This is a genomic window from Amycolatopsis magusensis (assembly GCF_017875555.1).
GTDB lineage: Bacteria > Actinomycetota > Actinomycetes > Mycobacteriales > Pseudonocardiaceae > Amycolatopsis > Amycolatopsis magusensis.
The window spans coordinates 576,005-588,656 of record NZ_JAGGMS010000001.1 but is presented as its reverse complement, the minus strand read 5'-3'; the positions used below and the strand labels follow the sequence as shown (position 1 = coordinate 588,656).

Sequence of the window (12,652 nt, the reverse complement as noted above, 5' to 3'; positions counted from 1 at the left end):
CGCTGTGACGGAGATCGAACAGGTGCGCCGCGGCCGGCGCACGCGGTGGCTGCTGGCGGCGCTGGCCGGGGTCGCGGTGCTCGGCACCGGCGCGGTCGTGGTGGTGGCGCGGGTGGCCGCCGGCTCGGCCGACGAGGGGCCACCGCCCGCGGCACCGGTGGAGACGGTGGAGGTCACCAGGGACGACCTCGCCGAGCAGGCGAAGGTGGACGGCACGCTCGGCTACGGCGCCGAACGCGAGGTGGCCGGGCGCAAGCCGGGCACGATCACCTGGCTGCCGGGTGCCGGTGAGGTCGTCGACCGCGGCGAGCCGGTGTACAAGGTGGACGACAAGCCGGTGCCGCTGTTCTACGGCGTGGTGCCGTTCTACCGGGAACTCGGCGAGGGCGCGGGTACCGGCCCGGACGTGAAGGTGCTCGAAGAGAACCTGCGCGATCTCGGGTTCGGCGGCTTCGGCAAGCCGGACGAGAAGTTCACCGCGGCCACCGCGACCGCGGTCCGCAAGTGGCAGAAGTCGCTGGAGCAGGAGCAGACCGGCAGGGTCGCGCCCGCCGACGTGGTGGTGGACAGCGGCGCGCTGCGGGTGTCCTCGGTCAGCGCGAAGCTCGGCGGCGAAGGCACCGGGCCGCTGCTCAAGGCGACCGGCACCGAGCGCGTGGTCACCCTGGAGGTCGAGGTGGCCAAGCAGGGCATGTTCAAGACCGGGGACAAGGTGGACCTGTCGATCGCCGGGGGCAAGCAGGTCAAGGGGACGGTCTCGGCCATCGGCACCGAGGTGGAGACGGACTCCGGGGAGGAGAACGCGCCGGGTGCCGAGGAGAAGCCGAAGGTCGCCGTGACGGTCACGCTGGACGACCCGGCCACCGCGGGCTTCGACGCCGCGCCGGTCGAGGTGGTCGTCACCACCGGGCAGCGCGAAGGTGTGCTGGTGGTGCCGGTCGGGGCGCTGCTCGCGCTCGCCGAGGGCGGGTACGCGGTGGAGGTCGTCGAAGGCGCGCAACGGCGGCTGGTGGCGGTCGACCCCGGGTTGTTCGCCGGGGGCAAGGTGGAGGTCAGCGGGGACGGGCTGGCCGAGGGCACCAAGGTGGTGACCACTTCATGACGCCGGTGCTCGCGGTGCACGCCGCCGGGCGCACGTACCCCGGTGGGGTGCACGCGCTCCGCGAGGTGTCGCTGTCCATCGAGGACGGTGAAATGGTCGCCATCGCCGGGCCGTCCGGCTCCGGCAAGTCCACCCTGCTGCAGTTGATGGGCACGCTCGACCGGCCGAGCACCGGCCGGATCGAGGTGGGCGGGCTGGACGTGGCCGACCTGTCCGACCGGCAGCTGTCGGCGTTGCGCTCGCGCTGGATCGGGTTCGTGTTCCAGCAGTTCTTCCTCAACGACGGGGTGTCCGCGGTGGACAACGTGGCCACCGGCCTGCTGTACGCCGGGGTGCCGCGGCGGCGTCGCAAGGAGATGGCGCTGGCCGCGCTCGACCGCGTGCACCTGGCCCACCGGGCCGGGCACCTGCCGAGCGAGCTGTCCGGCGGGGAACGGCAGCGCGTGGCGATCGCCAGGGCCGTGGTCAACCGCCCGCTGATCCTGCTCGCCGACGAACCCACCGGGAACCTCGACACCGGCAACGGCGCCTCGGTGCTGCGGTTGCTCGCCGAACTGAGCGACGACGGCACCACGGTCGTGCTGATCACGCACGACCGCGACATCGCGGCCGGGGCACCCCGGCGGATCGAGGTGCTCGACGGCACGATCCGGCTCGACACCGGCACCCCGGCCGGAGCACCGCGGTGAAGCCGCCGTCGCCTTCCCGGCTCGGCCCGGTGGACCTGCTCTCGCTCGGTTCCCACGGCATGCGCACGCGGCCGTTGCGCGCGGTGCTTTCCGCGCTGGGCATCGCGATCGGCATCGCGGCGATGGTCTCGGTGCTGGCGATCCCGGAGTCCAGTGCGAAGGCGCTGCGGGAGCAACTGGCCGCGCTGGGCACCAACCTGCTGCGCGCGGAACCGGGGCAGACGTTCTTCGGCGAGGACGCGGTGCTGCCGGACACGGCCGTGCCGATGGCCGAGCGGATCGGGCCGGTGCTCGGCGCGGCCGCGACCGGCAACACCGGGAAAACCGTGCGCCGCACGGACAAGGTCGCCGAATCGGAGACCTCGGGACTGTCCGTGCAGGCCGCGAACCCGGACCTGCTCGGCCTGCTCGGGGGCACGCTGAAGGCCGGTGAGTTCCTGGGCGCGGCCAACGCCGACTACCCGGTGGTGGTGCTCGGCTCGGTCGCGGCGACCCGGCTCGGCATCGACCGGATCGACGCCCAGCAGCGGCCGCAGGTCTGGATCGGTGACCGCTGGTTCACCGTGATCGGCATCCTCGACCCGATGCCGCTGGCCGCCGAGATCGAACGCGCGGTACTGGTCGGCTGGACCGCCGCCCAGCGCCACCTCGGCTTCGACGGGCGCCCCAGCACGGTCTACGCCAGGGCCGAGGAGTCGCGTTTGGACAGTGTGCGGCAGGTGCTGGCGGCCACGCTGAACCCGGCGCACCCGGACGAGGTCAAGGTGAGCAGGCCGTCCGACGCGATCGAGGCGCAACGGCTGACCGAGAACACCTACAGCGCGTTGTTCCTCGGCCTCGGCGGGGTCGCGCTGCTGGTCGGCGGGGTCGGGGTGGCCAACACCATGGTGATCTCGGTGCTCGAACGACGCCGGGAGATCGGCCTGCGCCGGGCGCTCGGGGCCACCAGGAGACAGGTGCGCGGGCAGTTCCTCACCGAGTCGATGCTGCTGTCCGCGCTCGGCGGCGCGTCCGGGGTGCTCCTGGGGGTGCTGGCGACCGCGGGGTATTCGCTGAGCCAGGACTGGCCTGCGGTACTCCCGGTACCCGCGCTGGTCGGCGGGGTCGGGGTGGCGGCTGTCGTGGGGGCGGTGGCTGGGGCTTATCCGGCTATGCGAGCTGCTCGGTTACCGCCTACGGTTGCCTTGGCCTGACTTCGGGTGGGGCCCGCCCCGGTTTTTTAGTGTGACTACGGCGAAGGCCTCGATGTCAAGGCGGGAAAGATGCCTTGACATCGAGGCCTTCGCCGTGTTTTTGGCTGTGGACCGGGGCGGGGTGGGGGTCTGGGCGGTGCTCCTGCTGGGAGCCCCGGGCGCGAGTCGTGATGGTGGGGGGCGGGGCTGGCGAATGCTATGAGTGGGGCATTACTTGCATCCATTGCAAGTAATGCCCCACTCATAGCATTGGGACGGAGGGACTGCGAGCGGGCTGGGCGGGCTCGTGTTGGATGTTCGGGTGAAGCGCAGGTTGGAATCCGGCGACACGGGCCGCCGTACGCTGGTCGGGCTGGTGGTCGTCGAACTGGTGTTGCTGGCCGTGGTGCTGGTGTGGAAGCGGCTCGACGGGCTCGATCTGGACGTCTACCGGATCGGCGCCGAGGCCTTCTTCACCAGCGGTGATCCGTACGGCCCGCTGCCGCCCACCCGCAACGGGACCTGGCTGCCGTTCACCTACCCGCCGTTCGCCGCGATCGCCTTCGCGCCGCTGCTGGTCATCCCGCTGGACGTGGCGCTGGTGGCGATCACCGTGGTCGGCGTGCTCGCGCTCGGCGTGGTGATCGCCCTGAGCCTGGCCGACTACCAGCCGAAACTGCTCGCCGCCGGTGCCGCGGTGCTGGGGGTGCAGGCGGTCGCGCTGGTCAGCGAGCCGGTGCGTGCCACGCTCGGCTTCGGCCAGATCAACCTGCTGCTGATGCTGGTGGTCGCGGTCGACCTGCTCGCCACCCGCCGCTCACGCGGGCTGCTGCTCGGCGTGGCGGCCGCGGTCAAGCTGACCCCGGCCGCGTTCGTGCTGTTCTTCCTGCTGCAGAAGGACTTCAAGGCAGCCGCACGCGCCGTGGTGGCGTTCGCGGGGTGTGCGCTGGCCGCGTGGCTGGTGGCGCCGTCGGCCTCGGTGCACTACTGGACCGAGCTGGTCTTCGCCGGTGAGCGGATCGGCGACCCCGGGTACATCGGGAACCAGTCGCTGCGCGGCATGATCGCGCGCTTCGGCTTCGCGACCGGGACGCAGACGGTCCTCTGGGCGGGCGCGGTGCTGGTCACGCTGGCCGTGACCGCGCTGGTCGTGCGCCGGGCGCTGGCGGGTGGCAACCCCGTGCTGGCGATGTTCGCCTGCGCGCTCGGGGCGCTGCTGATGTCGCCGGTGTCCTGGACGCACCACTGGGTGTGGAGCGGCCCGATCGTCGGCCTGCTGGTGCTGCTGGCCGTGCGGGACCGCGACCGGGTGCGGCAGGTGGTGCTGCTGGGGCTCGCGGCGCTGTCGGTCTACGTCTTCCTGGACAGTCCACTGTGGAACAACCGCGAGGTGTGGCCGCTGCGCGAGAGCTACGTGCTGCTCGGGGCGCTGCTGCTCGCCGCGATGGCGTGGGTCGCTCGAACTTGTCGGACCCCGCGGGCAGAATGACGGACATGCTGCCAACGACCGAGTTCGCCCTGCTGCGCCGCCTCGCCACGGAGCAGTCCGCCAACCGCGCGCCCTCACTGGTCGCGGCCATCGTCCGCGACGGGGAGATCGCCTGGTCGGGCGCCCGCGGCACGGTCGGCGACGGCGCACCGGACGAGGACACCCAGTACCGCCTCGGCTCGATCACCAAATCGATCGTGGCCGCCGAGGTGCTGCGCCTGCGTGACGAGGGCAAGCTCGACCTGACCGACGCGCTGGACAAGCACGTCCCCGGCACCGCGCTCGGCGGGCAGACCGTCGCGCAACTGCTGTCGCACACCGGCGGGGTCACCGCCGAGTCGCCCGGTTCGTGGTGGGAGCGCAGCCCGGGGGCCGACTTCGCCGCGCTCGACGCGAGCCTCGGCGCCGACGAGATCAAACTGCGCCCCGGCGCCCGGTTCCACTACTCCAACGTCGGCTACGGCCTGCTCGGCGAGCTGGTCTCCCGCCTGCGCGGCACCAGCTGGCTGGACGCGCTGAACACCGGGATCCTCACCCCGCTCGGCATGACCAGGACCACCCCGCACCCCGAGGGCAAGCACGCGCAGGGCTGGGCGGTGCACCCGTTCGCCGACGTGCTGCTGCCCGAGCCGTCGCCGGACGCCGGCGCGATGGCGCCCGCCGGGCAGCTCTGGTCCACCGTCCGCGACCTGGCGACGTGGACCGCGTTCGTCGGCGGCCGCACCGGCGAGGTGCTGCGCCCGGAGACCGTCGCCGAGATGCGCGAGATGGCCGCCGTCGACGACGGTGACGCCTGGAGCTCCGGCTACGGCCTCGGCCTCCAGGTGCTCCGGCACAACGGGCGGCGGCTGGCCGGGCACACCGGGTCGATGCCCGGCTTCCTGGCCGTCACGCTGATCGACCCGGCCACCCAGACCGGCGTGCTGGCGCTGGCCAACTCGACGGCCGGCGTGGCGATCATGTCGCTGGCGCTGGACCTGCTGACCATCGCCGACGAGTACGAGCCGCGGCTGCCCGCCGAGTGGCGGCCGTCGGAGGTCTCGCCGGAGCTGCTCGCGATGACCGGGCTCTGGCACTGGGGCCCGAGCCCGTACCACCTGCGTGTCCTGCCCGGAGGCTGGCTGGACCTGAGCCCGGCGAACGGCGCCGGCCGCGCGTCGCGGTTCCGCCCGCAGCCGGACGGCACCTGGGTCGGGCTCGACGGGTACTACACCGGCGAGACGCTGCGGGCGGAGAAGGGGCCGGACGGCACGGTCACGCACCTCGACCTCGCCACGTTCGTGTTCACCCGCACCCCGTACGACCCGGCGGCCCCGGTGCCCGGCGGGGTGGACCCGCAGGGGTGGCGGATCGGGTGAGAGACTGCGCACATGACCGACGTCGCAGCGTTGACCATTCCGGAAGACCTCAAGCCCGCTGACGGCCGCTTCGGCTGCGGACCGTCCAAGGTGCGCGCGGAGCAGCTCGCCCACCTGGCCGCCGACGGCGCGGCCCTGCTGGGCACCTCCCACCGCCAGAAGCCGGTGAAGTCACTGGTCGGCCGGGTGCGCGCGGGGTTGAGCGAGCTGTTCTCGCTGCCCGACGGCTACGAGGTGGTGCTGGGCAACGGCGGCACCACGGCGTTCTGGGACGCGGCCGCGTTCGGCCTGGTCCGCGAGCGGGCGCAGCACTTCACCTACGGCGAGTTCTCCTCGAAGTTCGCCACGGTGACCAAGGGCGCGCCGTTCCTGGCCGACCCGATCGTGGTCAAGTCCGACCCGGGCACCGCGCCGGAGATCGCCTACCAGGCCGGGGCGGACCTGGTCGGCTGGGCGCACAACGAGACCTCGACCGGTGTCGCGGTGCCGGTACGCCGCCCGGAAGGCAGCGAGGGCGCGCTGGTCGCGATCGACGCCACCTCGGGCGCGGGCGGTCTGCCGGTCAAGGCCGAGGACTTCGACGTCTACTACTTCGCGCCGCAGAAGTCCTTCGCCTCCGACGGTGGCCTGTGGCTGGCCCTGATGTCGCCCGCCGCGGTCGAGCGGGTCGGCGAGATCGGCGGCTCGGACCGGTGGGTGCCGGAGTTCCTGTCGCTGACCACGGCGCTGGACAACTCGCGCAAGGACCAGACGTACAACACCCCCGCGGTGGCCACCCTGTTCCTGCTGGCCGACCAGATCGAGTGGATGCTCGGCAACGGCGGTCTCGAATGGACCACCTCGCGCACGGCCGACTCGTCCACCCGGCTGTACCAGTGGGCGGAGAAGACCTCGTACACCACGCCGTTCGTGTCCGACCCCGCGCTGCGTTCGCAGGTGGTCGGCACCGTGGACTTCAACGACGAGGTGGACGCCGCCGCCGTCGCGAAGGTCCTGCGGGCCAACGGCATCGTGGACGTGGAGCCGTACCGGAAACTGGGCCGGAACCAGCTGCGTGTCGGCATGTTCCCGGCCATCGACCCGGACGACATCACCAAGCTGACCCAGTCCATCGAATGGACCGTCGACCACCTCTCCTGACGAGGCGTCACGGATGCGGCTTCCCCGGCGCCGCATCCGTGACCGGTCAGGACGGCAGCAGGCCCAGCGACATCGCGGTGGTGACGGCGGCGGTGCGGTCGGAGACGTCGAGTTTGCCGAACACCCGCAGCAGGTGCGTTTTCACCGTGGCCTCGCTGATGTGCAGGTCCCGGCCGATTTCCGAGTTCGTGTGTCCCCGAGCCACCAGGCGCAGGACTTCGACCTCCCGCGGTGAGAGCGTGGGACCGGAGGGTGTGCGCACCTGCTTCACCAGGCGTCCGGCGACCGAAGGCGCCAGGACCGTCTCACCCCGTGCGGCGGCACGGATCGCCCCGGCGAGTTCGGCTCGGGAGGCGTCCTTCAGCAGGTAACCGGCGGCACCCGCCTCCACGGCACGCAGGATGTCGGCATCGGTTTCGTAGGTGGTCAGCACGACCACCCGCCGCGTGGGGTCGGAGCGCAGGATCTGCCGCGTGGCGCCGACGCCGTCCAGGCCCGGCATGCGCAGGTCCATCAGGATGACGTCCGGCTGCTTGACGCGGTTCAGCGCCACCGCCTCCTCGCCGGAGCCCGCCTCCCCGATCACCGTCAGATCCGGTTCGGTGTCGAGCATGCCGCGCAACCCCTCCCGCACCACGGGATGGTCGTCCACCAGCAGGATCCGGATCACGCAGGCACCTCCACCACCAGCTCGGTCCCCCCATGTGCTCCACTGTGGACGGACAGTTCGCCGCCCACCTGCCGTGCCCGCGCGGCCATCCCGGCCAGGCCGTAACCGGACCGGGGTGCGTCCGGGTCGAAGCCGACCCCGTCGTCCCGCACGGTCAACCGGACCTTCTCGTCCACAATAGACAACTCGAGCGAGACCGTGGTGGCGTGCGCGTGCCGTCGTGTGTTGTGCAGTGCTTCCTGAGCCGCCCGCAGCAGCACCACCTCCGCGGCGGTGGCCAGTTTCGGCAGTGGACCGTCGATCCGGCACGTCACCGTGAGCGCGGTTTCGGCGGCCAGCCGGTCCGCCTGCCGCCGGACCGCGTCGGCCAAGGTGCCCGAGGTGAGCGCGGACGGCGTCAGCGCGGCCACCATCGAGCGCGCTTCGTCCAGGTTTTCGCGGGCGGTCCGCGCGGTCAGTTCCAGGTGCCGCCGCGCGGCCGCCGGATCGGTGTCCAATTCGGACTCGATCGCCTGCACCAGCGCCACGATGCTGGTGAACCCCTGTGCCAGCGTGTCGTGGATTTCCCTGGCCAGCCGCTCGCGTTCGGCCGCCGTCCCCGCCTCGTGCGACAACCGCGAGACCTCCGACCGGCTGGCCGCGAGCCGCTCGATCAGGACGGTCTGGTCCTCCTTCTGCTGCGCGATCCGGTGGACGAACAACCCGAGCATCAGCGCCAGCGCGCAGAAGATCACCCCGGCCGGGATCGTGGTGGCGAGCTGCTCGGCGATGTTCCCGCCGCGGCTGAGCGAGATGAGGCCGGGCATGAAGCTGATCAGCACCACCGCCACCACGGACGTGCGCAGCGACAGCAGCCAGAACACCTGTGAGATGACCGACGGGGTGATCCAGGCGGCGCCCGGCGCCAGCAGCAGCGCGCCGAAGAAGAAGACGAGCACCCCGGTCACCGCGAGCACGCCCACCGGCGTCGAAATCTCGCCCGCCGTGCGGACCAGCGGCCGGTGCCCGAACCACCAGTACCAGCCGAAACCGGCGACCAGCAGCGCCGAGCCGCCGGTCCGCTCCGGCAGCGGCTCCGCCGCCTGCAACTGCAGCGCGATCAGCGTGGCCACCAGCACGAACAGGTAGAACAGCTCCCAGTACCGCAGGAGCTTCAGTTCGACCGGTTGCTCCAGCGGAAGGTCAGCAGGCACAGCAGCAGGCCCGCCACGCACCAGGCGCTCAGCACACCCGCGGTCAGCCCCAGTTCCCATTTCCCCGCCAATTCGTAGGCCGCCAGTTCGTCCGGGAGGAACACCGAGCGTAAGCCCTGGCAGATCCACTTCACCGGGAACAACGAGGACACCGCGGTCATCGCGGGCGGCAGCTGGGAGATCATCACGAATACCCCGGAGGTGAACTGCAGGCCGAGGAAGACGATCTGGCTGGCCGCCGAAGCGCCGTTCACCCCCTTGGCCACCGAGCTGACCGCGATGCCGAGCATCCCACAGCCGATCACCCCGAGCACGAACACCCACAGCAGGGTGAACCAGTCCAGCGGGTCGGACGGCAGCCGGACGTCGAACATCACCATGCCGACGACCAGCATCACCAGCACCTCGGCCACGCTCGCCACCGCGACCAGGAGCAGCTTGCCGATGAAGTAGCTGGTCGCGGGCATCGGCGTGCCGCGAAGGCGCTTCAGCGTGCCGTCCTCGCGGTCGAGCGCGACACCGGTGCCCATGGTGACGAACGAGGTGGAGATGATGCCCGCGCCGATCATGCTGGCCGCGAACACCTGACTCGAGGTGATGGACGAACCCGGCAGCGTGTCGCCGAAGATCGAGCCGAGCAGGACCAGCAGGAACGCCGGCAGCGAGAAGGTGAAGATGACGAATTCCTTCTGCCGGAAGAACTGCCGCAGTTCGGCGGCGCCCCTGGCCAGCCCGATGGACAGCGTGCTCGGCAGGGTGCCCGCGGTGGTGCTCATGACTGCTGTCCGATCAGTTCGAGGTAGGTGTCCTCCAGGCTCGGCCGCGTGACGGTCAGGCCCGCCAGCTCTCCACCCCCAGCGGAGAGCCGGCGGACCAGCTCGGTGGGCGTCGCCGTGCGGCGTTCCTGCGGTCCGCCCGCGTCTTCCCAGCGCACAGTCGCTTCGGCCCCGGCGCGGCCGCCGAGCGTCGCCGGGGTGCCCTCGGCGACGATCTCGCCGCGCGCGATCACCGCGACGCGGTTCGCCAGTGCCTCGGCTTCGTCGAGGTAGTGGGTGGTGAGCAGGATCGTCGTGCCGTCGAGCGCGAGCAGCCGGATCAGCTCCCAGAACTGCCTGCGTGCCTCGGGGTCGAAGCCGGTGGTCGGCTCGTCGAGGAACAGCAGCTCGGGACGGCCGATGATGCCGAGCGCGACGTCGAGTCGCCGCCGCTGCCCGCCGGACAGCGCCTTGACCCTGGCGTTCGCCTTCTCGGTGAGCCCGACCTGCTTGATCACCTCGTCGGGGTCACGCGGACGCGGGTAGTAGCGCGCGAAGTGCCGCACCGACTCGGCGACGGTCAGCTCGGCCGCGTCGGTCGCGGTCTGCAGCACCATGCCGAGCCGCGCGCGCCAGGTCCGGTCACCGCGACCGGGGTCGACGCCGAGCACGCTGGCCTCACCCGCGGTCCGGCGGCGGTGTCCTTCCAGGATCTCCACCGTGGTCGTCTTGCCGGCCCCGTTCGGCCCGAGCAGCGCGAAGACCTCGCCCTGCCGGATGTCGAGATCGATGCCGCCGACGGCCGTGTGGCCCGGGTACTCCTTGCGCAGCCCGCGCACCCTCACCGCAACTTCCATGCCGTTCAGCCTGATCGACGCGGCGCGCACGCGGGACGACCAGCGGATGGAACCCGGTTGTCCCCCGAACGGTGGACACCGGCTCAGCGAGGGGTGACCAGCTCGCGCAGGGCCAGGTCCAGCGACTGCAGGAGGCTGGTGTGCACCTCGCCGCCGGGAGTGGTGTGGAGCATGCGGTTCGCCATGCCTTCGGTCAGTGCGATCACCAGTTCGGCGAGCGCCGCGGCGGGGAGGTCGGTGCGGAAGTCGCCGTTGTCCTGGCCGTGCTGGAGGAACTCGGTGGTCACCTGGAGCGTCCAGGCGTAGTCCTCGCGCAGCTTTTCCGCCCATTCGGGCCGGGTCGCGGCCTGCACGGTGAACGCCAGCGCCACCAGCAGCTCCGACCGGGTCTGCGCGTCCAGCGGCAGCGCGGCGAGGATGTGCCGCCGCAGCACGTCGAGCAGGGGGCCGGTGGTGTCGAGCCCGCGCCAGCGTTCGACCAGGACGAGGCCGGTCAGGTCGAAGGCTTCGCGCAGCAGTTCTTCCTTGCTGGAGAAATACTTCTGCACCGCGCCGGCGGAAATCCCGGCCTCGGCGGCGACCGCGCGGATGCTCACCGCTTCGATGCCTTCGCGCGCGACGAGCGTGAGCAGCGCCCCGGCGATCTCACGCTGGCGTTCGGCTCTGTCGACCACCTTCGGCACCTCGTCACCGTACCTTGACGCCGGGTTTAGGATACGATCGTATTCTCAAACAGGGGGACGGGGCATGACTTCCGTGGGGGAACGCGCCGGACGGGACCGGCTGGCCGCCGGGCTGACCAGGGGGCCGGCCGAGGTGCTGGACTTCTTCCTGCCGCTGTGGGCGGGCAGCCACCTGGCCGCGTCGGCGGCCGAGGTCGGCGCGCTCACCGCGCTGGAGACACTGGTCTCGTTCGCCGTGCGGCCGGTGGCCGGTGCGCTCGCCGACCGGTACGACCGCGGCAGGTTGGCCACCCTCGGCGCTGTCCTCTATGGACTGTCCTTTGTGGTGTACGCGGTGACGCCGTCGATGGCCTACGCCTACGGGGCGGCGGTGCTCGGCGGAGCGGGTGGCGCGCTCTTCTGGGTCGCGCTGCGGGCGCGGGTCGGGGAAGGCCTGCGTGAGGACGACGGCGCGTTCAGCAAGCTCTTCGCCGCGGAGGGCACGGGGACCTGGATCGCGTTCATCGCGGCGATGTCGCTCGTCGCCCGCGTCGACTACCGCGGTGTCTTCGCGCTCGGGGCGGCTGCCTGCCTGGTCGCGGCGGTGGTGCTGGTGCGCTCCGGCGCGAAGGGCACGCCGATGCCGGACGACGCGCCGAAGTTCCGGCAGCTGGGCGGGCGGCTGTGGCCGATGCTCGGGCTCGTCGTGGTCACCGCGCTCGCCGAGGCCGGGGTGGCGTTGTTGCTGCTCATGCACCTGCAACGCGGGCACCAGCTCGAACTCGGCGAGATCGCGGCCGTGTTCCTGCCCGGGTTCATCGTCTACAGCGTGCTGCCCGACCACCTGCACCGCGTGGTGCGGCGGGTCGGGCGGCGGAAGGTGCTGTCGCTGGCGATGGTGTGCAGCGCGGTGTTCGCGGCGGCGCTGTCGTTCGCGCCGAGTCCGCCGGTGCTGGCGGTGTTGTGGGTGCTGTCCGCGGTGGCGTTCGCCGCCGCGGTGCCGGTCGAGCAGGCGATCGTCGCGGAGGCGGCGGGCGTGAGCCTGGGGCGTGGCATGGGGATCTACGAAGGCGCGACGCTGCTGGGCGCCACGATCGGCACGTTCACCGCGGGCCTGCTGTACTCGGCGGGGGACGGCTGGTGGGTCGCCTGCCTGGGGGCCGCCGGACTGTTGCTGGGCACGTCCGTGCTGGTGCCGAAGGCGGTGGCGCGGGTGGGCGTGGTGGACCGACCGGTGGTGGTCGAGCCGGTGGTAGCCGCCGAGCCAGAACCGGAGCCCGAACCGGAGCCGGAACCCGAGCCAAGAGCCGAGTCGAAGAAGCCAGGCTGGCGCAATTGGGCCATCCACGCGACGGTGTTCGTCGTGGCGCAGGTCGCGTTGGCGATCGCCGGGTACAGCTGGCCGCTCGCCGCACTGGGCAGCGACGACCTGCACTTCATCCTCAACGACAGCGGCCACTGGCTGCTCGACGCGGGCCGGATCTGGTGCCTGGTCTTCGTCGTCGACACCGTCTGGACCGGCTGGATCCTCCTCCGGAAGAGGGATGGCTGACTTGCTGACAATC

Annotated in this window: 12 protein-coding genes; 7 read left to right on the top strand and 5 right to left on the bottom strand. The window is 71.7% G+C overall.

The features are described from left to right. The first annotated feature begins 4 nt into the window (after window positions 1–4). The 6 genes from JOM49_RS02715 to serC all read left to right on the top strand — a co-directional run bounded on the left by JOM49_RS02715 (window position 5) and on the right by serC (window position 6,950). Window positions 5–1,102: a peptidoglycan-binding protein gene (locus JOM49_RS02715; protein WP_209662753.1), complete on the top strand. Its 1,098-nt coding sequence runs from the start codon at window positions 5–7 to the stop codon at window positions 1,100–1,102. Further along, window positions 1,099–1,791 carry an ABC transporter ATP-binding protein gene (locus JOM49_RS02710; protein ID WP_209662752.1) on the top strand — a complete coding sequence of 231 codons (693 nt, stop codon included), beginning with the start codon at window positions 1,099–1,101 and terminating at the stop codon, window positions 1,789–1,791. Before JOM49_RS02715 ends, JOM49_RS02710 begins: the two co-directional genes overlap by 4 nt. A gap of 59 nt (window positions 1,792–1,850) precedes the next feature. Then, window positions 1,851–2,984, top strand: coding sequence for an ABC transporter permease (locus tag JOM49_RS02705; RefSeq protein ID WP_209670707.1), 1,134 nt, complete (start codon window positions 1,851–1,853; stop codon window positions 2,982–2,984). Between the two features lie 301 nt (window positions 2,985–3,285). Beyond that, window positions 3,286–4,452, top strand: coding sequence for a glycosyltransferase 87 family protein (locus JOM49_RS02700; protein WP_308158632.1), 1,167 nt, complete (start codon window positions 3,286–3,288; stop codon window positions 4,450–4,452). A gap of 5 nt (window positions 4,453–4,457) precedes the next feature. Next, complete coding sequence (locus JOM49_RS02695; RefSeq protein ID WP_209662750.1) at window positions 4,458–5,810, top strand: serine hydrolase domain-containing protein; 1,353 nt, start codon at window positions 4,458–4,460, stop codon at window positions 5,808–5,810. A gap of 12 nt (window positions 5,811–5,822) precedes the next feature. Continuing rightward, window positions 5,823–6,950: a phosphoserine transaminase gene (serC, locus tag JOM49_RS02690; RefSeq protein WP_209662749.1), complete on the top strand. Its 1,128-nt coding sequence runs from the start codon at window positions 5,823–5,825 to the stop codon at window positions 6,948–6,950. Window positions 6,951–6,996: 46 nt separating this feature from the next. Here serC and JOM49_RS02685 read toward each other — a convergent pair whose 3' ends face one another. The 5 genes from JOM49_RS02685 to JOM49_RS02665 form a co-directional block, all read right to left on the bottom strand. After that, window positions 6,997–7,620: a response regulator gene (locus JOM49_RS02685; protein ID WP_209662748.1), complete on the bottom strand. Its 624-nt coding sequence runs from the start codon at window positions 7,618–7,620 to the stop codon at window positions 6,997–6,999. Continuing rightward, a complete protein-coding gene (locus JOM49_RS02680) occupies window positions 7,617–8,813 on the bottom strand; it encodes a histidine kinase (protein ID WP_308158631.1) in 1,197 nt (398 codons plus the stop codon). Before JOM49_RS02680 ends, JOM49_RS02685 begins: the two co-directional genes overlap by 4 nt. Next, window positions 8,774–9,589: an ABC transporter permease gene (locus tag JOM49_RS02675; RefSeq protein ID WP_209662746.1), complete on the bottom strand. Its 816-nt coding sequence runs from the start codon at window positions 9,587–9,589 to the stop codon at window positions 8,774–8,776. Before JOM49_RS02675 ends, JOM49_RS02680 begins: the two co-directional genes overlap by 40 nt. Beyond that, window positions 9,586–10,425 (bottom strand): ABC transporter ATP-binding protein, encoded by an 840-nt coding sequence (locus JOM49_RS02670; protein WP_209662745.1) that lies wholly within the window; start codon window positions 10,423–10,425, stop codon window positions 9,586–9,588. The genes JOM49_RS02675 and JOM49_RS02670 overlap by 4 nt, the downstream gene beginning before the upstream one ends. 83 nt (window positions 10,426–10,508) lie before the next feature. Further along, entirely contained in the window at window positions 10,509–11,108 is a 600-nt protein-coding gene (locus JOM49_RS02665) for a TetR/AcrR family transcriptional regulator (protein WP_209662744.1), read from the bottom strand. Window positions 11,109–11,172: 64 nt separating this feature from the next. Here JOM49_RS02665 and JOM49_RS02660 point away from each other — a divergent pair, with 64 nt between their 5' ends. Continuing rightward, the gene (locus JOM49_RS02660) at window positions 11,173–12,639 is read left to right on the top strand and encodes an MFS transporter (RefSeq protein ID WP_209662743.1); all 1,467 of its coding nucleotides are present in this window, start codon (window positions 11,173–11,175) and stop codon (window positions 12,637–12,639) included. Window positions 12,640–12,652: the final 13 nt, after the last annotated feature.

What these genes read in the sequence shown, in the direction of transcription:
- JOM49_RS02710 (WP_209662752.1), top strand. Translation starts at nt 1,099, where the DNA reads ATGACGCCGGTGCTCGCGGTGCACGCCGCCGGGCGCACGTACCCCGGT.
- JOM49_RS02705 (WP_209670707.1), top strand. Translation starts at nt 1,851, where the DNA reads ATGCGCACGCGGCCGTTGCGCGCGGTGCTTTCCGCGCTGGGCATCGCG.
- JOM49_RS02695 (WP_209662750.1), top strand. Translation starts at nt 4,458, where the DNA reads ATGCTGCCAACGACCGAGTTCGCCCTGCTGCGCCGCCTCGCCACGGAG.
- serC (WP_209662749.1), top strand. Translation starts at nt 5,823, where the DNA reads ATGACCGACGTCGCAGCGTTGACCATTCCGGAAGACCTCAAGCCCGCT.
- JOM49_RS02675 (WP_209662746.1), bottom strand. Translation starts at nt 9,589, where the DNA reads ATGAGCACCACCGCGGGCACCCTGCCGAGCACGCTGTCCATCGGGCTG.
- JOM49_RS02670 (WP_209662745.1), bottom strand. Translation starts at nt 10,425, where the DNA reads ATGGAAGTTGCGGTGAGGGTGCGCGGGCTGCGCAAGGAGTACCCGGGC.
- JOM49_RS02660 (WP_209662743.1), top strand. Translation starts at nt 11,173, where the DNA reads ATGACTTCCGTGGGGGAACGCGCCGGACGGGACCGGCTGGCCGCCGGG.